The sequence below is a fragment of the Candidatus Dormiibacter sp. genome, from assembly GCF_050999135.1.
Classification (GTDB): domain Bacteria; phylum Chloroflexota; class Dormibacteria; order Dormibacterales; family Dormibacteraceae; genus Dormiibacter; species Dormiibacter spiritus.
Map to the genome: position 1 here is coordinate 1 of NZ_JBPCPN010000057.1, position 20838 is coordinate 20838.

The 20838-nt window shown below is 65.7% G+C and carries 23 protein-coding genes; 10 read left to right on the top strand and 13 right to left on the bottom strand.

The features are described 5' to 3' along the window. Positions 1–385: type I restriction-modification system subunit M N-terminal domain-containing protein (locus ACR2MZ_RS13780; RefSeq protein ID WP_434005620.1), on the bottom strand; the 385-nt coding region annotated here is incomplete at its 3' end. Between the two features lie 407 nt (positions 386–792). Here ACR2MZ_RS13780 and ACR2MZ_RS13785 point away from each other — a divergent pair. Next, positions 793–1017: a hypothetical protein gene (locus tag ACR2MZ_RS13785; RefSeq protein WP_434005621.1), complete on the top strand. Its 225-nt coding sequence runs from the start codon at positions 793–795 to the stop codon at positions 1015–1017. A gap of 306 nt (positions 1018–1323) precedes the next feature. Next, positions 1324–1590 (top strand): hypothetical protein, encoded by a 267-nt coding sequence (locus ACR2MZ_RS13790; RefSeq protein WP_434005622.1) that lies wholly within the window; start codon positions 1324–1326, stop codon positions 1588–1590. 82 nt (positions 1591–1672) lie between these two features. Here ACR2MZ_RS13790 and ACR2MZ_RS13795 read toward each other — a convergent pair whose 3' ends face one another. Beyond that, the gene (locus ACR2MZ_RS13795) at positions 1673–3334 is read right to left on the bottom strand and encodes a hypothetical protein (protein ID WP_434005623.1); all 1662 of its coding nucleotides are present in this window, start codon (positions 3332–3334) and stop codon (positions 1673–1675) included. A 554-nt stretch (positions 3335–3888) separates the two neighbouring features. Continuing rightward, on the bottom strand, positions 3889–4080 hold the full coding sequence (locus tag ACR2MZ_RS13800; RefSeq protein WP_434005624.1) for a hypothetical protein: 192 nt from the start codon (positions 4078–4080) through the stop codon (positions 3889–3891). A gap of 395 nt (positions 4081–4475) precedes the next feature. Here ACR2MZ_RS13800 and ACR2MZ_RS13805 point away from each other — a divergent pair, with 395 nt between their 5' ends. Then, a complete protein-coding gene (locus ACR2MZ_RS13805; protein ID WP_434005625.1) occupies positions 4476–5378 on the top strand; it encodes a hypothetical protein in 903 nt (300 codons plus the stop codon). Between the two features lie 465 nt (positions 5379–5843). Here the strand turns inward: ACR2MZ_RS13805 and ACR2MZ_RS13810 are convergent, their stop codons facing one another. Further along, entirely contained in the window at positions 5844–7292 is a 1449-nt protein-coding gene (locus ACR2MZ_RS13810; RefSeq protein WP_434005626.1) for a recombinase family protein, read from the bottom strand. 7 nt (positions 7293–7299) lie between these two features. Further along, positions 7300–7422, bottom strand: coding sequence for a hypothetical protein (locus tag ACR2MZ_RS13815; protein WP_434005627.1), 123 nt, complete (start codon positions 7420–7422; stop codon positions 7300–7302). 224 nt (positions 7423–7646) lie between these two features. On the opposite strand from ACR2MZ_RS13815, the gene ACR2MZ_RS13820 reads away from it, so the two are divergent. Together ACR2MZ_RS13820 and ACR2MZ_RS13825 are read left to right on the top strand one after the other, a co-directional pair. After that, positions 7647–8027: an ArsR/SmtB family transcription factor gene (locus ACR2MZ_RS13820; RefSeq protein ID WP_434005628.1), complete on the top strand. Its 381-nt coding sequence runs from the start codon at positions 7647–7649 to the stop codon at positions 8025–8027. 166 nt (positions 8028–8193) lie between these two features. After that, positions 8194–9084, top strand: coding sequence for a TIGR02453 family protein (locus tag ACR2MZ_RS13825; protein ID WP_434005629.1), 891 nt, complete (start codon positions 8194–8196; stop codon positions 9082–9084). Positions 9085–9109: 25 nt separating this feature from the next. Here the strand turns inward: ACR2MZ_RS13825 and ACR2MZ_RS13830 are convergent, their stop codons facing one another. From ACR2MZ_RS13830 to ACR2MZ_RS13840, 3 genes are read right to left on the bottom strand one after another with little or no spacing between them, the layout of a single operon-like run. Beyond that, complete coding sequence (locus tag ACR2MZ_RS13830; protein WP_434005648.1) at positions 9110–9655, bottom strand: glycosyltransferase; 546 nt, start codon at positions 9653–9655, stop codon at positions 9110–9112. Between the two features lie 2 nt (positions 9656–9657). Then, positions 9658–10323 (bottom strand): glycosyltransferase family protein, encoded by a 666-nt coding sequence (locus ACR2MZ_RS13835; protein ID WP_434005630.1) that lies wholly within the window; start codon positions 10321–10323, stop codon positions 9658–9660. Next, positions 10323–10889 (bottom strand): TetR/AcrR family transcriptional regulator, encoded by a 567-nt coding sequence (locus ACR2MZ_RS13840; protein ID WP_434005631.1) that lies wholly within the window; start codon positions 10887–10889, stop codon positions 10323–10325. Before ACR2MZ_RS13840 ends, ACR2MZ_RS13835 begins: the two co-directional genes overlap by 1 nt. A gap of 170 nt (positions 10890–11059) precedes the next feature. Between ACR2MZ_RS13840 and ligD (ACR2MZ_RS13845) the strand changes: the two genes are divergently transcribed. From ligD (ACR2MZ_RS13845) to ACR2MZ_RS13865, 5 genes are all read left to right on the top strand, one after another. Continuing rightward, positions 11060–12514: a non-homologous end-joining DNA ligase gene (gene ligD, locus ACR2MZ_RS13845; protein ID WP_434005632.1), complete on the top strand. Its 1455-nt coding sequence runs from the start codon at positions 11060–11062 to the stop codon at positions 12512–12514. Then, entirely contained in the window at positions 12511–13434 is a 924-nt protein-coding gene (ligD, locus tag ACR2MZ_RS13850; RefSeq protein ID WP_434005633.1) for a non-homologous end-joining DNA ligase, read from the top strand. Before ligD (ACR2MZ_RS13845) ends, ligD (ACR2MZ_RS13850) begins: the two co-directional genes overlap by 4 nt. A 2-nt stretch (positions 13435–13436) precedes the next feature. Then, positions 13437–14690: an NAD(P)/FAD-dependent oxidoreductase gene (locus tag ACR2MZ_RS13855; protein WP_434005634.1), complete on the top strand. Its 1254-nt coding sequence runs from the start codon at positions 13437–13439 to the stop codon at positions 14688–14690. A gap of 98 nt (positions 14691–14788) precedes the next feature. After that, positions 14789–15595, top strand: a complete 807-nt coding sequence (locus tag ACR2MZ_RS13860) for an LppX_LprAFG lipoprotein (RefSeq protein WP_434005635.1) — start codon at positions 14789–14791, stop codon at positions 15593–15595. Between the two features lie 66 nt (positions 15596–15661). After that, on the top strand, positions 15662–17134 hold the full coding sequence (locus ACR2MZ_RS13865) for an MFS transporter (protein ID WP_434005636.1): 1473 nt from the start codon (positions 15662–15664) through the stop codon (positions 17132–17134). Here the strand turns inward: ACR2MZ_RS13865 and ACR2MZ_RS13870 are convergent. The 5 genes from ACR2MZ_RS13870 to dtd all read right to left on the bottom strand — a co-directional run bounded on the left by ACR2MZ_RS13870 (position 17118) and on the right by dtd (position 20789). Then, a complete protein-coding gene (locus ACR2MZ_RS13870) occupies positions 17118–17546 on the bottom strand; it encodes a hypothetical protein (protein ID WP_434005637.1) in 429 nt (142 codons plus the stop codon). The two genes, ACR2MZ_RS13865 and ACR2MZ_RS13870, sit on opposite strands and share 17 nt — an antisense overlap. A 93-nt stretch (positions 17547–17639) precedes the next feature. Further along, the gene (locus ACR2MZ_RS13875; protein WP_434005638.1) at positions 17640–18812 is read right to left on the bottom strand and encodes a pyridoxal phosphate-dependent aminotransferase; all 1173 of its coding nucleotides are present in this window, start codon (positions 18810–18812) and stop codon (positions 17640–17642) included. 18 nt (positions 18813–18830) lie between these two features. Next, positions 18831–19298, bottom strand: coding sequence for a CBS domain-containing protein (locus tag ACR2MZ_RS13880; protein ID WP_434005639.1), 468 nt, complete (start codon positions 19296–19298; stop codon positions 18831–18833). Next, positions 19295–20320: a threonine ammonia-lyase gene (locus ACR2MZ_RS13885; RefSeq protein WP_434005640.1), complete on the bottom strand. Its 1026-nt coding sequence runs from the start codon at positions 20318–20320 to the stop codon at positions 19295–19297. The genes ACR2MZ_RS13880 and ACR2MZ_RS13885 overlap by 4 nt, the downstream gene beginning before the upstream one ends. Then, positions 20313–20789: a D-aminoacyl-tRNA deacylase gene (gene dtd / locus ACR2MZ_RS13890; RefSeq protein WP_434005641.1), complete on the bottom strand. Its 477-nt coding sequence runs from the start codon at positions 20787–20789 to the stop codon at positions 20313–20315. The genes ACR2MZ_RS13885 and dtd overlap by 8 nt, the downstream gene beginning before the upstream one ends. Between the last annotated feature and the right edge of the window lie 49 nt (positions 20790–20838).

Genomic DNA, 20838 nt, shown 5'->3' on the forward strand with positions numbered 1-20838 from the left:
ACTTGTCGATGACGTCCTTGGCGCCCGGGGAGAAGCCGCCGATATAGAGCTGCAGGGAGTCGGCGATCGTGTTGGGGTCGTCGAGCAGCTTGGTGAAGGTCAGCGGGCTCGTGTTGTAGAACTGCTCCCCGGCCACGGCCTGGAGGACCGGCTCGATGTTCTCGATCCTGCCCGCGAGCTGCGTGTGCCTCTCCAGGACGGCGCGCTTAGAGGGCTCAAGGACACAGTCCAGACGGCGGATCACCGTCAGGGGCAGGATCACCCGTCCATACTCCGACTGTTTGTAGTCGCCGCGGAGCAGGTCGGCCACGCTCCAGATGAACGCGGCGTGGCTGCGGATGATCTCGGGGCCGGATCCGAGCGCCGGCCGCGTCACAACTGTCATGGGCGCAAGGGTAAGCCGGATGGCCGCCGTGATGCGGCTCGCTTAGCTATCACGTCTCCCTTTGTGGGACGGCCCCTCCGCGGAGTCGCAGAGGACATTGGTTCTCGGCGTCGCCCAGGATTCGGGAGGCGGCTCTCTAACAGACCCCGGCCGGGTTGGTCGACCTTCGCGGGCGGGAGCGCCCGTACTTCGCGCGGCGCGTGCTGGAATTCCTCAATTAAGCCGCTTCCTCCCCCAACACCGCAGATCCATCGGGTGGTCCGGATAAGCGCCTGTAAAGGGCTGCTATCAGTAGCATTCTCTGGCGCCTCGCGTCAACGGCGAGCTCTGCGGTCCGGCGGCTGAGTTCGCGACCTGATAGCGCCGCTGTCGGATTGAGCTGCGGAGCGGTTGTCGGGTTTACTCAATTGACGCACTTTGCGCCGCCGCTGGGCAGGCAACGGAGCGGGGTGTACCCGATCAAGAGCGAGCTGGCGCGCCGACTCAAGCGCCGCCGCCAGCTTCCGGACAGCGCGCCAGTAGGCCGCGCTCTCGGCGCCACTCCAGCCCGGCAAGCTGCCGCCCTCCCCCACAACGTCGCCTTGAGCGCCGGTCAGAAGGCAGGCGGCTTCAAGCTCGGTCAGATCGAGTAGGAGCCGAGGGCGGCGGCTATACAACCCTCGCTCCCCAGCCGTGTTTACGCCTGGCGGAAACCCTCAAGTCCCTTCTCCCGTCTTCTGCGCCCCGCCGAGGGATCGCGCTTGACCCCGGCCTTGGCCGCTTCCTCCCAATCCACGTTCCGCGCAGCTTCAAGTTGCTCTCGTGTCAGGTGACGAGCCCCGTCTGCGCGTTCCGCTGAAATGGATCAGCCGTCCGGAGTTTTGGATCACCTCGGGGTCGAGGTCGCGCAGCGACCGACGTGAGGGGCGAACATCCTTGTGCGCGGTTTCCATATACCAATGTCCGATTACAAGGCCATCGATAGCTCTGCAGACGTGCAGGTCTGCTGGGTGCTGGGACGTCTCGGTCTTGTGTCTGAGGATCCCGGGATCGAGGAAGTGATTCGAGCGGCCAGGGTGCTGCGCCCCGACTTTCCAGGCGTCTTTGATCTGTCCCTCTGGCGAATCGGCCGCACCCTCTGCCGCCCGGCAAATCCGCGCTGCGGTGAGTGCGAGCTCAACGACCTTTCGCTGATCTCCAGAAGCTTGGCGGCACTGCATGATTAGGGACCGATACCACCGATGATTACGACGCCAAGAAAGCACAATGGCTGAAGCGACTATAGGCGGGGGTTTGGGGCCTGGGCGATCATGAGCTCGTATCAGCGGCATCATCGCCTCCAGCGAGAGAGCTGGCAGCGTCTGGCGCATCCAACAGATGCGCGCGCCAGCGCCTCGCATTCTCGGCAAGGTCTGCATGTGCAGCATCAACGTTCACTCTGTTCGCGACGGCGGTGAGTTCTTCGGATAGAGCGAATGCTGCTAGTACGAATCTCGCGGACGAGTCGATCACCTTCGCATTTAGGGGACCGCCATGAGTGAGTGCGTTACGAGAGCGTTGGGCGCGATGGCGGAGCCGGTCCCAGTCCTTCTCTGTGGCGTCGACCCACTTCCGCAGCCCGTCTACAGTGCTGGTCCGCTGCGCGAGCATGATCAGGCGGCTGCCCCAGACTGAGTACGGAGAGAATAGTTCCGCGAGCTGCGGGAGGAGACGGACGCCTGCGGGGACACTTACTTCATAACGAAGGTGGTCGACCGTTCTCACTACACTCGATAGGAGCTCCGCTGCTGTTGCTCTCGCAGATGGGTCTATCTCTGGCGGCGACATGAACCTGGTGCGAAGGCAATGGCGCAGCGCCAAGACGATGCGCTCGAAGAGTTGATGACGCGCCCATGCCACCTTCCAGAAGTCGTCGAGGTACTGCCACCAACTCGGATCGTCGATTCCCGCTTGCACAGCGACGCGCTCTAGGACACGCACATCGAGCATTAGGCGCGGCGCAGCAGCGAGACCAGCCGCATGGCGGAACCAGGTCAGCGCTTCAAGCGTGTCGAGGTGCTCCGCGTGCCAATCGGCGTCGCTGAGAGCGGTCGCTGCGAGCGACTGCAACTCGTCGCCGATCGTCTCCTGGGCCAGTCGTCCGAGTGGGATCAGGTCCCTCGCGTAATGTGAGCCTCCTGAATAGCGACCGTCGACGAAGTGGATGTAGTCATCCAGTGGCGTCCACGCCGTTGCGTCTTCGATGGAGGTTTTGAAGACGGCCGCCTCAACGAGTGTTCTTGCGAGTTGGCGGGCCTTTGAAGGCGCATCGGCGAGGATGCGGGTGCCCAAGTCAACCCTCGCCATGACCACGTTTCCCTGTGGGATGTCGTGCTCGCTGAGGTGGTTTCTGAACAGCTCTGGGGGCAGCGGCGTAGCGGCTGCTCCGGCTGCAACGGCGCTGCGGATGAGATCCGCCTCGTAGAACTGAACGGCACCAACCGTGACCCCAGGGTGTGCTCGCACGCCAGCATGATCGAAAGCGACCCATACGACGTGTTGGCGAGGCTCCGGTGCGGCAACGACGAGTCGTTCGCAGAGGGTCTCCCGTTCGTCCTCCGTCAACCCGCCTGCTGCGTCTGGCGACGGCCAGACCAGATCCGCTGTGACGTGCTCGTCGCCGAGCAGCAGGCGAGCCTCAAGCTGCCACAGAGCTCCGTCGGCGAGCACGCCCTCGGCGACGCGCATGGTGCTGTTAACACTCCGATCGGCGCGGCTTAGCATGTTCACGAGGCAGTCGGCGCGGAAGCGAAGCGTGTCGAGGTTCACCGGCGCCTTGACGGCATCGACGAGGTCGCGCCATACGGCGGTCAACGCGTCCTGCTGGTGCAGCGAACCCTGGAGTCTCGTAAGAGCCTCGACCGCGGCGTGTCGCGAGTTGTCGTCAGGAGCTTCGCGTCGATTGCGGAGCGGACCGAGCGTCTCGCGCACGGCGAAGGTAACCGGAGCGATGGCGGCAGAGGCGCGGTCCGAGGGCATCGATAGTGGCGTCCGCGTCATCGAAACAAGAGGTCCACGACCGCATGTGCTGCCACTCGTACGGGCGCGGGTCGCTGAGCCACGCAATCGATTCGTCGATAGCCGTGTGAGGCTCAAGCAGCACACCGGAGTGCGCGTCGCTCACGGCATCGCGGAGCAGGTTCGGGAGCAGGTCTATCCAGGTGCGTGGCATCCGGCAAGCTAGGAGGAGTTTCCTACGCCTTCAGCCAATGCCGGGAGTCGCAGCCAAGCCGCTGAGACCACGTGTGGGACGGTGCGGTAACTGACTACGCGCCGCCTCCCAAGCGCCGTCATTGAACCCGATGCGGATGATGGATCGCGCGCTGATTGGCAACCTCGATCCGCATCGCGCAAAGGACCTGTTTGGCTCGATTCGAGTGTTGCCGTTAGCCGGATCTCGCAGGCCCTCCCTCAGCCGGCGACGCCGAGCTTAGGCCTGGGGGATTCGAGCTCATTGCTGAGCCCCCTTCGCCTGATCTCCGCTCCTACCGCTGCCGGTTCTCATCGCGCCACTCAGCCCAGGCGCGCAGAACACCTCCGGTTATCTGGGCCAGCATGGTCGGGGTGTCGATCCGGCCCTGGCCGCGGGCGAAGGTTGCTCGTCGAGCGTCGAGCCCTGGCCTGCACTCGGGCGGCACGAGGTTTCGGAACCGCTCGTCGAACTCGCCCTCGGTCATAGAACAAGCCTAACCGACGCGCCTGATATCCAGGGAGGTAAACGAACGGCAGCGTTGACGCGCGTCGATCTTTTGCTCGGGAAGATACGATGGTAGCAGCGATGCCCAGGACTGGCCGCAATGATAAAAGCCTTCGACGAGTACCTCCCGAAGTCCTGGCCGAGGCGTCCTGGGAGCATCTGCGACAGCGCATCCATGATCACGATGGTCTCGACCATGATCTGCGGCGCCGGGCGCTCATCGCACTCGGAGTTTTGCGGTCTGTTCTGGGGGAGACGTGGCCTCCCGGCGTGTACGGGAGAAGGAACGGAGTTGCCGAGTGTCTCTCCAACTACGCACCGCACGCCATCGCCTCGATGACGAGGATCGGAGAAGCGCTCGGGGACCTACGGCCGGTGAACGGGTGGGTTAAGGTGGTGGGCAGGGTTGGAAGCAGCGCAGAGAATGAATCGAGCGGTGCCATCGCCGAAATTCTCGTGGCGCATCGCGCCTGGCGCCTTGGTTTTCCGCTTTCCTTCGACCCGCCGACCGAGGGCGCGCGCCATGCGGACGTACGGGTGGGACAAGCCGACGACCCGGCCACCTTGTACATCGAGGTGTGCGTCAAGGAACCGCTACCAGAGATCGCCAGGAGCACAGAAGCCCTCAAGCATTCGGTGATTCCGATGTTCGATGAACCAAGTCTGAATCTTGCGAAAGGGGGCGCGTTCGAGCGGGCTCCTGAAGCATCGGAGATCGGCCCTCTCGCTCAGAGAGTCAAGGCATTCATGACAGATGCCGCGGCTTCCCAGGGGATCCAGACCTTGTCGGTGCCCGGTCTCCTGGAACTACGGGCGATTCGCTTTGATGAGCCCGGGTATCAAGAGGCGGTAGTTGCCCGGCTCGTCGGCGATTTTCGTGGGATCGTTTTTCAACACTCGCCATACTCTAGGCTCATGAGCGCGGTGCATTCCAAGGCTGCTCAGCTGCCGTCGAGTGGTGCGGGCCTGCTGGTGATTTCGCCTCCGAGTTTTCTTGGCCAGCCTCCGCCTATCGAGCAGTTGGTTGCTGCGCTGCGCGCCGAATTAACCCGCATGCCTCATGTGGTGGCGCTCGCTCTTATGTGGCGTCAGCTAAGGCTACCGGCTGAGGCGCGAAGGGAGGCGGTGAGTGAAAGCCTACTCATCCAAGAGGTCGTTCATCCACCAGTCGTCGAGCGCGTGCTCTTCATCCCTCATCCCGCGGTTGCTTCAACGAATGAACCGCTCGCGCGGGCGTGCGCGATCATGTGTGGCGGCCCGACAGTGGCGGGGGCGTAAATCCCAGCGGCATGGCTCCGACGCTAGCTAGCTAACTTACTTAGCAGTAACCTCGGTGCACTTTGGGGCGGCTAGAAAGATGAGCGATAGGTGCCCTCCTCACCCACTCGAGTCTGGCGCTGGCTGTCCTGCTGGTGTCGCTGCTTCTCACTGTTTCGGACCGGACCTTCGGCGCGGCAGCCCTTATCACGACCCATAATGCATGCCCTCCCTGCAGGGTTCGACATCAACTTTCGGAACACGCGCGGCGTGGTCGTGTCCCTGGTCTCGCGATCCTCTTCCGGGCGGTCGCGGCCTGGCTCGTCAAGCAGCCGGGTACGCCCCTGTTCCGGGTAAGCCTAAGCGACGAGGCGGCCGAGCTGACGCTCCCGGTCCGCGCGCTGGCGTGGGAGGAGAGGCACCCGTAGCGGGCCACCCCGCCGTTCTCAATCGACGGAAGGGCGAACAGCCAAGATTCCCTATCGACTAGAAGCGCCACTCAATGCTGACCCGCTCGGGATCGAAACGGGGGCGGCCGCGGACGATCGCTCGGTTCACAACGATGCGCTTGATGACGGCGGAGAGCACGGCCCGCCGCTGATCGAGGCTGAGCCGCGGCCAGTTGTCGCGCAGCATTCCCGGCCGCGTTGCGTACGCATCCAGCGCCGACACGGCCGCCATCTGTCCAAACTGTTTCCTGAGTCTTTGTTGCTCGTGCTGGATGATCGCCGTGGCGCGCTCGAACGCTCTTGGCGGTAACCGGCCCTGTGCGTAGCTCTCAGCCGCCGCGTCCAGCCGGCGGTCCAGCTCCTCCAGCTTGGCAACGAGATCCGTGGCCGCCCCGCCCTGCCATTGCCCCGTCACCATCGAGGCCAAGTCCATGGTGTCCGCGACGCGGATGGTTGCCTCGGTGACTAGGCTCTCCAGGCCGACGGCGTCGATGCTGACGCGGCCGCAGGCGCGCCCACTCGGACAGCGCCAAACCTTAGTGGCAGCCGCCTCGAGGCGAGCGCGGCTATGGCCGCCGCTGCGCACCATTGTCGCACCACAGCTGCCGCACTCCAGGAGACCTGTGAGCAGGCTCCGGCGGCGTGGCATTCTCCCAGCCGCCCCACGTTCCAGGAGAACAGCCTGAAGCAACTCCCAGCGCTCGCGCGGGACAATGGCCGGCCAGCGCGCCGTTCCAAGCACCACCGGCCGGGCGTAGCTGGAAGGTCCGTTGCGGGCTCGGATCTCGGCCCGAAAACCGACGAGGCCAGCATGGCGGGGGTTGGCCATGATCTGGCGCACGTTGGCGGGCGTCCACTTCGCCTGACCAGTCTGGGGCTGCCTGACGCCGGCTGTATTCCACTGCCGAGTGATGTCGCTCATCGAGGTTCCTGCCAGCAGCGCTTCGACGGCTTCGCGGATGACCGCCGCCTCCATGGGCTCTGGCGTCATACCGTCGATCCAACCCAGAGCCCGCGGGCCTCCGTGGGGTCGGCCCTGTTCTCGGGCTTGCTGCTTGGCTCGCTTTATGCGACGCGACTTGTCGTCGCTCTCCTTGGCCGCCATGGCAACCAGAACCCGCGCCATCGCTCTGCCGTCCGAGTTGGCGAGGTCAATGTCACCGCTGTGCACGCTCACCACCTGGACCCGGCCCTGGTCGGCGAGGTCGATCCAGTCCTCCAGCTCGCGTGGCTGACGGTAGAGGCGATCAATGTGATAGACGACGACTCGGCTGACCTCACCCGACCCGGTCGCCTCTAGCATGGCCCGATAGGCCGGGCGGGGCTTACGGCTGTACCGGCTGGCAGAGATGTCGTTGTCGACGTACTCGGTCACCGGCTTCCAGCCGTTCCGGCTGGCGAGGGAGCGGCAGTCCTCGAGCTGACGGCTGACGCCAGCACCATCCTGACGATCGAGGCTGATGCGAGCGTAGATGGCTGTGGTCACACATCTGTTATATTAGCTTGAACGCTAAGGCCACTACAAACGCAAGGGCGCCGATTGAGCCGACCAGCGCCTGTCCGATCAGCGTCCAGCGGTGGAGGATGTCTTGGATGGGGGCAACGTCGGGTGTCATGAGAACCTCCAGAGAATGAAATGGTCTGCTGGAGGACACTTTGGCGCCACGCGTTTTGGGCATCAACATCGCATGTGAAGACCGCGTGGATGCCGGCCCGGCCGCCGGTGAAAAAGATCGTCCGACGGCAGGACCCCTGTGAAGGGGCTGGGCTGCTACTTGCTCGAGTTGGCGGCCGCCTCGCCTGACCCGATCGGGCCTGCTTACTCTTGACCAGTGACTTATTGGTCACCTATTATTCAAGCGTGGACGACGATCGGGTGTTCAAGGCGCTGGCGGACCCCACCCGCCGGCTCCTGCTCGACTGGCTCTTCGAGCGTGACGGCCGCACGCTCAGCGAGCTTGCTGCCGAGCTGCAGATGACCCGGTTCGGCGTCATGAAGCACCTTCGTGTGCTGGAGGAGGCAGGGCTCATAGTCACGCGCCGCTCGGGGCGCGAGAAGCTGCACTTCCTCAACGCGGTGCCGATCCGGTTGATCCACGACAGGTGGATCGACAAGTACACCGAACGCCGGGTCTCGGCGCTCACGAACTTGAAACGCCATTTGGAGGAGACCGATGCAGACGAACCTGACCAGCACGAAGACAGTGCTCGAGACGGCTAGGCCTTTGGCGGGGGCCTGACTGGCGTGTGTCCCCAGCCGTGGGTCAGTAGTTCACAGTCGGTGATGTAGCAATCAAGGCGGGTGGCCGGGATCGGCCGCCCGCCGCCCAGCTGCGTTCTTAACAACCTGGGCTGCCTTTGGCAAACCGGCTCCTCACGCTGGATGCATGAGCACTATGACCATGGTCGCGGAGACGCGTCGAGCAAGCAGCGCCTCGTTCACAGGCTTTTCGGCCAGTGCGTTGGATTTCCTGAAAGAGCTGGAGTCCCACAATGATCGCAACTGGTTCCGGCAGCACGGGTCGGACTATCGACGGCTGATAACCGAGCCCGCCTGCGCCCTCATCACCAGCTTGGCGCCGCTGCTTAGCAGCAAACTCGGCGCGCAGCTCAGGGTCGAGCCACGACCGGGCGGCTCGCTGCTTCGTCCCCAGCGAGACGCTCGCTTCACGCCCCAAACTCCCTACCGGCCTTACCTGGAACTGTGGTTCTGGGAGGGCGAGGGCCCGAGCCGCCTCCATCCCGGCTACTTCCTGCGCGTCGCCCCAACTGCGAACTGGATGGGTGCGGGGCTGAGGTCCTTCCCGCCTGAGACGCTGGCCGCCTACCGGCGCGCCGTCGACGAGCCTAACTGCGGCTTGGAGCTGGCGCGGCTGCTCAGGCGCCTCGAGGGCCGAGGTTGGCAGGTCGACGGCCCCAATCTCAGTCGCGTGCCTACACCGTATCCGCAGGATCATGAGCGGGCAGGCCTTCTCCGCCACACGGGACTTGTCGTGCAGAGCTCCGATCTGCTGGCGGAGGCGCTCTTCGTCCCCGAGCTGCCGATCCAACTGGTCGAGGCTTATCGCAGCCTGAAACCGCTCCACCGGTGGCTGGTCAACCTGCAGGCCCGAACCGTCGTGCCGCCACCATCAGTCTGCGATTCTCGAGAGCTGGTTGGAAGCGACGAGATCGCCCGGGAGGCCTCAACCCGTCTGCAAAGTCCTGCACCGTTGGCGGTCACCACGGCACGCACGCCCCGCAACAGCTCAAGGACGCCGGCCGCCCTCGAAACCTAGCGACCAGAAGTGGTCTTAGATGCGATCAGCTGCTGCTCGAAGGCGTCGGCGGCTGCTCTCGGCCCCCCGGCCGCCGCGAACCCGTCGGCAACCCGTTTGGCTCCGTCCGCCTTACTGACGGCTTCCAGGACTTTGCGTCGCAGGCGGTCGGGGGTGAGTCGCTTGGCCGGTAGTCGTGTACCGGCGCAGGCAACGTCCACCCGCCGCGCGACCTCGAGCTGATCGCGCCGAACGGTACGGCGCAGACTGGCACGCCCCGCGCCAGTGCTTTTTGGGTTGCGCCCATGCCGCCATGCGTCACTGCGCATACGGCTCGATCTAGCACCGCCCCGTGCGATATGAAGCGCTCCACCCGCGCATTGGCTGGTACAGCCAGGCGCGTAGGGTCGCCGGCGGGCATGGTGGCAACGACGGTGAACGGCTCAGCCGCGAGAGCCTCGAGAGCAGCCAGCACCAGTCGGCCGTCGTCCTGGAATTCGGACGAGGTGGTGACCAGCACAATCGGACCGGTGATCTCCTCCAGCCAGCGCGGCGCTGGGGCTGGCGGATCCCAATCGCAGGGGCCCACCATGACTACCGAGTCGGCCAATCGCTGCGCGGATACTCGAACGGCTCAGCTGTCATGTAGATGACCAGGGGCGGCCGGAGGAACATCTCGCCCACGTGGGCGAGCGGCGCTAGCCCCATGCGGTTCCGAACGTCATTGAGGGGCGGCAGCATCGTTCGCTCGATCGTTCCCGACACGATCGGCCGCAAGATGCGGTTGCGCAGCCGACCTAGCGATCCGCGGGCTGGGGCCAGCCCAGGCCCGAACGGCGGTACGTCACGCGATGGAAGGGCCAGCGGATAGGGGCAGAAAGTCGCCCACGGTCCTCCCCAGGCCTCGGCTGCCGCGAGGCCACCCCAGCTGTTGATGTCCACCAGCAGCGCGTCAGGTTGCACTTCCGCGATCGCCTGCCGGAGATCGGGGCCGTCGTGTTCGGCGCGCGCCAAGAAACCGCGCACGGCGCGGCCGAGCGCTGCTCGCGGGTTGCTGGCCCGCCAATCGTCGAGCGAGATTTCCTCCACGCGCTCGCTGATTGGGGCTGCGTGGAAGCCGCGAGCCTGCATCAGCTGCACCTGCGCAGGAAGTGTGCGCAGCGCGATCTCGTGTCCGCGACGGCTCAGGTCATCGAGGATCGGAGTGAGTGGAAACAGGTGACCCTGCGCCGGGGAAGTGTAGGCGAGGATGCGAGCCATTACGATTCCTCCAGCAACGGATTCAGGAGCTCGACCAAGGCGAGCTCGGTCTGGCTGCGACTCAGTGCGGCATCGCGCCGGAGAAGCTTCCAGGTATAGACATCGCAGATCGCCACGAGCTGGGCGAGCCGGCGCTCCCGCTTCAGCCCCTGAGTCTTTGCGGGGGCGCTCGCAAAGAACCGCGCACACCAGTCTCGGTGGACGGTTCGGCCCTGATCGGCGATCGGCCGCAGCGCGGGGTTGTGCCCCTCCTCGGCCAGCAGCATGAGGACGCGATCTCCTGTGGTCTCGTAATGGTCAACCAGAACCCGGATGGCGCTGGCGGGGTCGCCGGGAATTGCTTTGTCGCGCTGCCGGCGAATCCTCTCTGACTCGCGCGCACCTGCCGCCGCGACAAGGCCATCCCGGCCGCCGAAGCGGCGAATCACCGTCTGCACTGTGACACCGGCGCGCCGGGCGACCTGATCGAGGGAGATGAGGTCGGTCGGCAATTCCCAGAAGACCTCCACAGCCGCGTCGAGGATGCGCTCTGAGGTCGCCGCCGAGCTTTGGGCGCGGGCAATCATGCGATACGGGCGCCGGCTTGGTGCTTTGATGTTAAGAATACTAACATGAATTTACGCCTGGGCCGGCTGTCTACTGAACAGTCCAGCGGGTCTCGGCCGGCGTCGTCGAGCTGCGGGCGCGGTGACGCATCGCCAGGCCCCAGACGCGCAGTATCTGCGATTCTGGAGAGGTGGGCGACCTCAACAGCTACCGCCAGAAGCGCGACTTCCAGTCCACAGTCGAGCCGGCCGGTGACCGCCAAGCAAGACTGACGCCCAACCAGGGCCAGCTGACCTTCGTGGTGCAGGAGCACCACGCCCGCCGTCTGCACTGGGACTTCCGCCTGGAGCGCGACGGTGTACTCGTCTCCTGGGCGGTGCCGCGTGGAATCCCTCACGACCCCAAGCGCAACCACCTGGCAGTCCACGTCGAGGACCATCCGCTGGAGTACGGCGGCTTCGAGGGCGAGATTCCCGCCGGCAACTACGGTGCCGGGCAAGTAAGCGTCTGGGATCGCGGCACTTACGAGACGCACAAGTGGGAGCTGGACGGTAAGAAGAAGGAGGTCATGGTCACGCTGCACGGCCAGCGCGTCGAGGGCCGCTATGTGCTGTTCCAGACTGACGGCAAGAACTGGATGATGCACCGCATGGATCCACCCCAGAAGGCAGACTTCGAGCCGGCGCCCGAGCAGGTGGTGCCGATGCTTGCCAAACTGGCCGCCGGCCTGCCCACGCCAGAGGAGGACTGGGCCTACGAATTCAAGTGGGACGGCGTCAGGGCGGTGGCCTTCATCGATGGCGGCCGGCTGCGGCTGGTTACGCGGAATCAGGAGGAGGTGACGGCGCGTTACCCGGAGCTCCGGGCCCTGGCCGAGGCTCAGGGTGGTCGCACGATGGTGCTGGACGGCGAGGTGGTGGCACTGGGCGAAAACGGGGCACCCAGCTTCGAGCGACTGCAGCAGCGCATGGGCCTCACAGCGCCGGCACAGATCAGGCGGAAGCAGGCCGAGGTGCCTGTCGCCTTTCTGATCTTCGATCTCCTGCACCTGGACGGGGAGAACCTCATGCCAAGGCCGTACCAAGAGCGCCGGGGCAGGCTGAAGAAACTTCAGCTGGCGGGAGCCACCTGGCAGGTGCCCGAGCACCAGGTCGGCGGCGGCGAAACCATGCTGGAAGCCAGCAGCCGGCTTGGCTTGGAGGGCGTGATGGCCAAGAAGCTCGACAGCGCCTACGACCAGGGGAGGCGCAGCGGCGCCTGGCTCAAGATCAAGAACCATTGGCGGCAGGAGCTGGTGATCGGCGGCTGGATGCCCGGTGAAGGACGACGGGCTGGCAGTGTCGGCTCACTGCTCGTGGGCTATTGGGAGGGCGGGAACTTCGTGTACGCAGGCAAGGTCGGCACAGGCTTCACTGATAAGACGCTTGACCAACTGCAGGCCCTGCTCGAGCCGCTGGCTAGTGGTACCTCACCCTTTACGACCGGCAAGACGCCCCGGGCGGTGCGGTTCGTGGAGCCGGTTCTGGTTGCTGAGTTCGAATTTGCCGAGTGGACCAAGGGCGGTCAGCTCCGCGCTCCCGCCTTCAAGGGTCTGCGCCAGGACAAGGACCCCAAAAGCGTCGTTCGGGAGATACCAACCCGATGAGCCCCGCGTCGAAGCCCGTGGAGGTGCGGGTGGAAAATCGCCTGCTGAAGCTCAGCAACCTGGACAAGGTCCTCTGGCCTGAAGCCGGCTTCCGCAAGGGTCAGATGATCGAGTACTACACGAAGATCGCGCCCGCGCTGCTGCCTCATCTGAAAGGCCGGCCGCTGACCTTGAAGCGCTATCCCGACGGCGTCGACGGCATGATGTTCTACGAGAAGAACTGCCCCAAGCACCGACCGCCCTGGGTGAAAACCGCCAAGGTCTGGTCCCACGGAAACAATCGGGACATGTTCTACTGCATGGTCGAAGACCTCCCGAGCTTGGTCTGGTTGGGCCAGCTGGGCACCATCGAGCTGCACACCTCCCTCTCTTTGGCGCGTGCACTCCCGCAGCCCCGCATGTTGGTCTTCGACCTCGATCCGGGGCCGCCCGCCACCATCGTCGAGTGCTGCCAGGTTGCCATCTGGCTGCAGGAGTGGTTCGCAGGCCACAAGCTCAAGTCCTATTGCAAGACCTCCGGCTCGAAGGGGCTGCAGCTCTACGTGCCGCTGAACGACCCAAGCGTCGACTACGCCCTGACGAAGAAGATCAGCAAGGGGCTCGCCCAGAAGCTGGAGCGAGAGAAACCTGACCACGTGGTCCACATGCAGCGCAAGACCCTGCGCGAGGGCAAGGTACTGATCGACTGGAGCCAGAACGATCAATACAAGACGACAGTGAACGTGTACTCGCTGCGGGCCCGAGTTCAGCCGACTGTCTCCACCCCGGTGACCTGGGACGAGGTTGGGCAGTGCCTGCAGGAGGGCGATCCCAACCTCCTGGTCTTCAATTGGGAAACCGTTCTCGCGCGTTTCCAGGAGCAGGGCGATCTATTCGAGCCGGTGCTGAAGCTCCGGCAGCGTCTGCCGGACGCAGTGTGAGCATGACGCGGCCGGCCCGGCCGCGCGTGGTGATCGTGGGGGCGGGCTTCGGCGGTCTGACGCTTGCCCGAGCGCTGCGCCGCCTTCCGGTCGACGTGACGCTCGTCGATCGCAACAACTATCACCTGTTCACGCCGCTCATCTACCAGGTCTCCACGGCGCTATTGGACCCCTCGCAGGTGGCGCAATCGGTTCGCAAGCTGATCCGTCCCCTGAAGAACTGCGAATTTTGCCTGGCCGAAATGACAGGTCTCGATCTGGATGGGAGACGGGTCCAGACCGATCGGGGTGAGTTTCCCTTCGACTACCTGGTATTGGCAACGGGCAGCGTGAACAACTACTTCGGCAACCAGTCGCTGGAGCGGCGTTCATTGGCGTTGAAGGATCTGCCCGAGGCGATGGCGCTGCGCAACTGGATCCTGGAAACGTTCGAACGCGCGAACTGGGCTCCGACTGAGCAGCGCCAGCTCTATCTGAGCTTCGCGGTGGTCGGCGGCGGACCCACGGGGGTCGAGTTCGCCGGAGCCCTCTCCGAGCTGATCAGGCTCGTGCTCCGCAAGGACTTTCGCCAGCTCGATCTGGGCCGAGCGCGCGTCACTCTGATCGAGGGAACGGACCGGCTGTTGGGCGCGTTCGATCCCCGTCTCTCCGCCGCGGCCCTGCGCTCACTGGAAAAGAAGTCAGTGACCGTCCGCTTGGGTGTCATGGTCAAGGAGGTGCAGAACGGCCGGCTGCACCTGAGTGACGGCAGCACAGTCGAGGCCGGAACAGTCGTTTGGACCGCCGGCGTGCGAGCCGCCGACACCGGCCAGCTGCTCGGCGTCCCGCTCGGACGTCAAGGCCGGGTACCTGTCGACGGCCACCTTCGGCTGCCGGAGCGACCGCAGGTCTTCGTGATCGGCGACCTGGCGGCGCACGAGGACCTGCCCATGCTGGCACAGCCTGCAATGCAGGAGGCGCGCCATGTGGCTCGGACCATCGCCGCCGACCTCCGCGGCACCGGCCTGGAGCCCTTCCGCTACCGGGATCCCGGCATCATGGCCACCATCGGTCGGAATTCAGCAGTGGCCCAGATTGGCAAGGTCCGCCTCAGCGGCTTCCTCGGCTGGACCGTCTGGCTGGTCGTGCACCTGATCAACATCGTTACTTTCCGGGCGCGTCTAGCCACGCTGCTGAACTGGGCCTGGGATTACTTCTTCCTCGATCGTCCCGTGCGGATTCTCGTCCGAGCCAACGATCCTCCGGGCGACTCCTGAGCTGAGCTCCCCAGCACTCTCCTGCCTACGCTTGCCTGCCTGTTGCCGGTCCGGCGCGCTGTCACCGAGACTGGGTTGGCGGTGCTTTGATTGAGAACATGAGCCGGGCGTGGCGAATCCTTTTAGCGGCGTTGCTGCTGGTGTCGGCTGCCTGCTCGGCCAATCCGGCGGACGTTGTCAGGCCACCTGACCCCAAACAGGTGCTGCAGCAGGCGGGCAGCGCCATGGCCGGCCTCCAGAGCGCCGCGATCTCGGCGAAGTTCGGCTCCGGCATCACCTTGCAGGGGCTGGAGCTCGTCTCAGCCAGCGGTCACATCAGCCGGCCCAGCAACAGCGACGTCGTCGTGAAGGTGAAGCGTGGTGACTACCTGCTCGACGTGCGACTGATAACGACGGGTGGCCATGCCTACATCAGACTCCCCTTCGCCAGCTTCACGGAGCTGAGCGGCAACTCAGGTGTGAGCATCCCGGATCTGGCCCAGGTCTTGGATTCCAGCCACGGACTGCCCGCCGTCCTGCTGCGCGGCCGCCAACCCAAGTACGCAGGTGCTGAGCAGGTGAACGGGGTGGACTGCAACCACGTCGACACCACCTATGCAGCCGCCGATATAGGGCAAACCCTCGGCGGTCAGGCACCGGCTTCCGACGTCAAGGCCTCAATCTGGGCCGGCAAGCAGGATCACCTGGTGAGGCGTGTCAAGCTCTCCGGCGACTTCCTGCAAAGCGCCAAGCCAGTCGACGTGGACCTGACCCTGACCGAGCTAAACCAACCGGTGACGGTTACTCCGCCGGCGTTGCCGACACCCGGCGGCCAGCCTTCCCCGGCGCCCGGTACGCCGGGCACACCGGCGACTCCGGCGGTGCCTCCCGGTCAGCCGCATCCCTCTCCGGCGCCCGGCGGCTGAGGCCCGGCCGTCCAGCGACCGTATCGACAGGCGCTCCGGCTGGCGCTGTTTGCGGCCGGTCTGGCGTTGGGCGCAGTTGATACCTACGCGGTGGTCACGCTGCTGCCGCAGATGATGGCCTCTTTGGAGCTGCCGATCGATCACATCGAGCAGGCCACGCCGATCGTCAGCGGCTTCCTGGCCGGCTATGTGGTCGCCCTGCCGCTGCTGGGAACGTTCTCGGACGCCCGAGGCCGGGTCCCGGCCTACGCGGTCGGCTTGCTGGTGTTCGGGCTGGGCTCGCTCTTGACCGCGAGCGCGGGATCCAGCGCTGTGCTGATCAGCGGCCGGACCCTGCAGGGCCTGGGCGGCGGCGCCCTGGTGCCGCTCTCGCTCGCGCTGGCCGCCGACCTCTTTTCCGGCGCGCGTCTCGCTCCCGCGCTGGGCGGGGTGTCGGGAGTCCAGGAGGCCGGCAGCGTCCTGGGACCGGTCTGGGGAGCCGCTCTGGCGGGGTGGCTGGGCAGCTGGCGGGGCGTTTTCTGGCTCAACCTACCGCTCGCGGCCGTCCTGCTCGGCGGTCTGCTGCTGACGGCTGGCCGGGATGACCCGCGGGCGGAACCGCCCAGGCTCAATGGCGTTGACTGGCTGGGGGCCGGGCTCTTCGGGTTGGCGCTGGGTCTCGTCGTTCTGGCCCTCTACCCGGACGATCCGAGTCGGCACCCACTCAACTCGACAGTCGTCCCTCTGGGCCTGGCTTCGGTGGCGGCGGCGGCGGCGTTTATCTGGTGGCAGCGGCGGCGGCCGGAGCCACTGATCGGCGGCGCGATGGTCCGCAGTCCAGCGCTCTGGGCGTCCCTGGTCGCGAACCTTCTCGGCGGCGGCGCGCTGATCATTGCGCTGGTCGAGGTGCCGCTGCTTGGCCGCGGCGTTTACGGCCTGAGCACCACCAGCGCCGGCCTCCTGCTCACCCGATTCTTGGTCGGCCTGCCGCTGGGAGCGCTGGCCGGTGGCCTGCTCGCCGGCAGGCTGGGCAGAAGGATCACAGCCATCGCCGGACTCTGCCTCGCAGCAGTGTCCTACTCGCTGATGTCGACCTGGGGCGGTCAGGAGCTGACTTCTTCCCCCCTCCGCGCGGAGCTGGAGCTGGCCCTGGCGGGAGCGGGCTTCGGGCTCGTCATCGCTCCCCTGACGTCGGCGGTGATCGAGGTCGCGGGTCCCCGGCAGCACGGCTTGGGGGGCAGCCTCGTCGTCCTGGCCCGCACGCTGGGCATGGTGCTCGGACTCGCGGCCCTGACCGCCTACGGCCTGGCTCGCTTTCAGCGGATCTTCGACGCTCGCTCCTGCGGCATTCCCGGCGGCGCCGACTTGGGGCAGCAGGTTTCAGCGCTCGAGGCATGCACCAAAGGAGCGCTCCTGCAGGAGTACCACGAACTATTTCTCATAGCCGCGGCCGTGTGCGTGCTGGCAGCGGTGCTGGTTGCTGTCTGGTTGAGGGCGCCAGGCATCCCTTCCGACCAATTGCCGGCCAACCCCCTGCCAAGGATCAACGCCGCTCGGTAGCCACCACAATCGGGAGCACCACCTTGCGCAGATACTCCTCGGCGGCGCGGGTCGCCTGGGAGAGAATGCTCCACTCGCTCGCTTCCCAGCGCGCCTCCTCCCGGTTCAGCTGACCAGCCTGCTGCTTGCTGATGCCGGCCGCTGGAGCCGGCGAGGCCGCCTTGGGTCGGCGCGGCTTGGCGGCCGACCCTGCCGGGTGAGAAGGTGAGGTCGACGGCACCGAGGGCGCCGCGGACGGCTGCTGAGGGTCGCTGCCGATGGCCGAGTGCAGCGGCTGAGTCACTCGGGCGATGCCCGCTGGGGCGCGCTGCTGCCAGAGGTGGACAGCGACGTAGCCGAGCCCTGCGACAACTGCCAGCTCCAGAGCCAGGAGTACGACAAACGGTGGCTTGCGGATGCGCATTTCCCTCATGCGGCCACCGTAGAGGTCGGGCTGCGCCGCGCCAACGGCGCCTGTTAAGAAGGCCGCTCCCGGCCGGAGCGCCCCTTCGCCGAGCAGACCCGCTCAGGCGATGCCGGCCAGTGCCTCCAGACCGCGCTCTATGGTCTCCAGGCGCTTGGGAAAGCTGAAGCGAACCTGCTTGCGGCCCAGCTCAGGGTGAGCGTAGAAGCTGGAGCCAGGTACGGTGGCGACCCCGACGGTATCGATCAGCTGTTCGGCGAACGTCACGTCGTCCGCTTCACTCAAATCGCTGAACCCGGCCATGACGTAATACGCGCCGGCCGGGAGTGAGGCTGTGAAGCCGCGAGCGAGCAGGCCGGCTACGAGCGAGTCCCGGCGCTCTCGATACTCACTCAGATTGCGCTCGTAGAAGGCGTCAGGGAGGCGCAGACCTGCCGCGACGGCGATCTGCAGAGGGTGTGCGGTACCAACCGTCAGGTAGTCATGGACCTTCCGAATCCCGGCGGTCACCTGCGGCGGTGCGATCAGCCAACCAATGCGCCAGCCGGTTACCGAGTAAGTTTTGCTGGCGCCGCTGATCGTGATCGTCCGCTCCGCCATGCCGGCCAGAGTGGCCAGGCTCACATGCTCGCCCTCGTAGACCAGGTGCTCATAGATCTCGTCAGTGATGGCTGTCACGTCCCGCTCCTGGCAGAGGTCGGCAATGAGCTGGAGCTCGGCGCGACTGAAGACCTTGCCTGTCGGGTTGTGAGGCGTGTTGACGATGATGGCCTTCGTCCGAGCGGTGAACGCGGAGCGTAGTTCATCGGGATCGAACCGCCAGTCAGGTGAGCGCAGCTGCACATATCGCGGCCGCGCCCCGACCAGGAGCGTGTCAGGCACATAGCATTCGTAGAACGGCTCGAAGACGATCACCTCATCACCCGGCTCGACAGTGGTGAAGAGCGCCGCGAGCATCCCCTCGGTGGCGCCGCAGACGACAGTGATCTCGTTCTCGGCGTCGACAGGCCTGTTCCAAACGCGGGACTGGAAGGCGGCGATCGCTTCGCGGAGGGTCGGGGCGCCCCAGGTGATGGCGTACTGGTGGTAGTCACCACCTTGGTCCAGCGCCGCTTGGGCGGCGGCGACCAGCTCAGGCGGTGGCTCGAAGTCAGGAAAGCCCTGCGCGAAGTTGACGGCCCGGGCCGGCCCGTGCAGCCGCAGGTTGCGCATCGTCATGTTCCGGATCACCGAATCCGGGAAGCCGGCGACCCTGCCGCTGAGGCGAACGCTCATCAGAACGGCGGCCGGACGTCAGTGCCGCAGGTGAGCGGCGTCGAGACGGAATTCCGTGCCCCCGCAGCGGGCACAGCGCTCGGGCGGCTGGAGGCCGTGCTCGGCGTGGGCGCAGGAATTGCAGGTCCAGACCTGAGCTGTGAAGAAGCCGAGAATGTCGGAACGGCTGACCAGTCCGACCAACCGCCCTTCCTTCAAGATGGGCAGGCGCCGAATCCGCTCGCTGGCGAAGAGCTGAGCAGCCTCATCGATGCCGGTGTCCTCGCTGATCGAGATCACGTGGTGCGTCATGATGTCGCCGACGGTGCTGCCCCTCTTGGCGATCACGTCAACCTCGGAGAGCACGCCCACCACATAACCTGCCTCGTTCAGCACCGGCGCCCCGGACAGACGCCGCTCGGCGAGCTGCTTCGCGGCCTCTGGGACGGGCGTGTTCTCCGCGAAGGTGAGCACCTCCTTCGTCATCACTTCCTTGATCGGAATCATGAGGTGGCAAGCAGTCTAGCTATGGTCGCCGGCTCGAAGTTGCCGCCCGAAAGCAGGAGACCCACGCGCCTATTCGCGCCCGGAAGCTTCCCGGCCAGGTAGGCGGCCAGCGGCAGGGCGCCGGTCGGCTCCAGGGCCAGCTTCAGCTTGAGCCAGGCGGCGCGGGTCGCCTCTGCGATCTCGCTCTCGCTGACTGTCACTATGTCGTCAACGAGCCGCCTGCGAATGGCGACCTCGTAGGTACAGGAACCGATGGCTGTGGTGCGCACGCCGTCGGCGAGTGTGGTCGGGGCCTCTCTGAGCGACTGGATGGAGCCGGTGCGGAAGCTCCTGGCTGCGTCGTCGGCCGACTCTGGCTCGACTCCGATCACCTTCAGCTCAGGATTGTGAATCTTGGCCGACAGGGCTGTGCCGCTGAGCAGTCCGCCTCCCCCTGTCGGGACCGCCAGGGTCTGCAGCTCCGGCTCATCCTCCAGCAGCTCCCGGGCAGCCGTCGCCTGACCGTGCACGACGTTCCAGTCATCGAAGGGGTGGATCAGTGTCAGACCGCGCTCCCCGATCGCCTCCCGCAGCTTCTCCTCTCGGTTGGCGAAGGTGATGCCGTGCTGGATCACCTCGGCGCCGAGCGACCGCGTGGCGGCGACCTTGGCCGGATTGGCGTCCTCGGGGATCAAGATGACCGCCCGCAGGCCAACCGTCCGCGCGGCGAGGGCCAAAGCTTGGGCGTGGTTGCCGGAGCTGACAGCTATGACGCCCTTCGTCTCGGGCCGCTCGGCATGCAGCTTCAAGACCGCATTGAAGGCGCCCCGCACCTTGAAGGAGCCGGTGACCTGGAAGCACTCAGGCTTCAGCCTGAGGTGTTGGTCGAGATCGGTGCTGAGTGCCGGCGTGCGCCGGATGTGCGGCTGGATGCGCTCAGCGGCCTGCGCGATGAGCTCGGCCTGCTCACGCAGAAACGAGGCATTGTCCGCCGGGGCGGGATCCTTTTCTGACAGCTGGTGCTGAGGTACCTGCTCAGCCACTGATGCGCGTCTGCCAGGTGTCGTTGCTGAGGGCTAGAGTGAAGGGTCCGTCGTTCTCCAGGCTGACCAGCATGCTGGCGCCAAAGCTACCGGTCCGGGTGATGATCCCTCGGCCGCTGAGATGTGCCCCAAACCGCTCCAGCAGGGCCGCGGCGTGAGCGGGGTCGCCGGCGCCGAGGAAGCTCGGCCGGCGGCCTCGGGATAGATCGGCATAGAGCGTGAACTGAGACACCACGAGCGCCTCACCCTTGACCTCCTCGAGGCTCAGGTTGGTGCGGCCTTCGGCGTCTTGGAAGATGCGAAGCTGAGCCACCTTGGTGGCCATCCGCTCGACGGTTGCGGCGGAATCGTCGCCGCCGGCGCCGGCAAGCACAACCATGCCGCGGCCGATCTGGTTGTTGCGCGTTGACCCGTCGATGTCTGACCAGGAGACGGAGGCAGAGAGCACGCGCTGGATGATGACTCTCACGGTGTGCTCTCTCGGGCCGGACTCGACCAACTGCGCCGGGGAGACCCAG

Bases quoted from the DNA above. Each gene is read 5' to 3' on its own strand.
- ACR2MZ_RS13790 (WP_434005622.1), top strand. From the start codon at position 1,324: ATGTCCGATTACAAGGCCATCGATAGCTCTGCAGACGTGCAGGTCTGC.
- ACR2MZ_RS13800 (WP_434005624.1), bottom strand. From the start codon at position 4,080: ATGACCGAGGGCGAGTTCGACGAGCGGTTCCGAAACCTCGTGCCGCCC.
- ACR2MZ_RS13815 (WP_434005627.1), bottom strand. From the start codon at position 7,422: ATGACACCCGACGTTGCCCCCATCCAAGACATCCTCCACCGCTGGACG.
- ACR2MZ_RS13825 (WP_434005629.1), top strand. From the start codon at position 8,194: ATGAGCACTATGACCATGGTCGCGGAGACGCGTCGAGCAAGCAGCGCC.
- ACR2MZ_RS13830 (WP_434005648.1), bottom strand. From the start codon at position 9,655: ATGGTGGGCCCCTGCGATTGGGATCCGCCAGCCCCAGCGCCGCGCTGG.
- ACR2MZ_RS13835 (WP_434005630.1), bottom strand. From the start codon at position 10,323: ATGGCTCGCATCCTCGCCTACACTTCCCCGGCGCAGGGTCACCTGTTT.
- ACR2MZ_RS13840 (WP_434005631.1), bottom strand. From the start codon at position 10,889: ATGATTGCCCGCGCCCAAAGCTCGGCGGCGACCTCAGAGCGCATCCTC.
- ligD (WP_434005633.1), top strand. From the start codon at position 12,511: ATGAGCCCCGCGTCGAAGCCCGTGGAGGTGCGGGTGGAAAATCGCCTG.
- ACR2MZ_RS13855 (WP_434005634.1), top strand. From the start codon at position 13,437: ATGACGCGGCCGGCCCGGCCGCGCGTGGTGATCGTGGGGGCGGGCTTC.
- ACR2MZ_RS13860 (WP_434005635.1), top strand. From the start codon at position 14,789: ATGAGCCGGGCGTGGCGAATCCTTTTAGCGGCGTTGCTGCTGGTGTCG.
- ACR2MZ_RS13870 (WP_434005637.1), bottom strand. From the start codon at position 17,546: ATGAGGGAAATGCGCATCCGCAAGCCACCGTTTGTCGTACTCCTGGCT.
- ACR2MZ_RS13875 (WP_434005638.1), bottom strand. From the start codon at position 18,812: ATGAGCGTTCGCCTCAGCGGCAGGGTCGCCGGCTTCCCGGATTCGGTG.
- ACR2MZ_RS13880 (WP_434005639.1), bottom strand. From the start codon at position 19,298: ATGATTCCGATCAAGGAAGTGATGACGAAGGAGGTGCTCACCTTCGCG.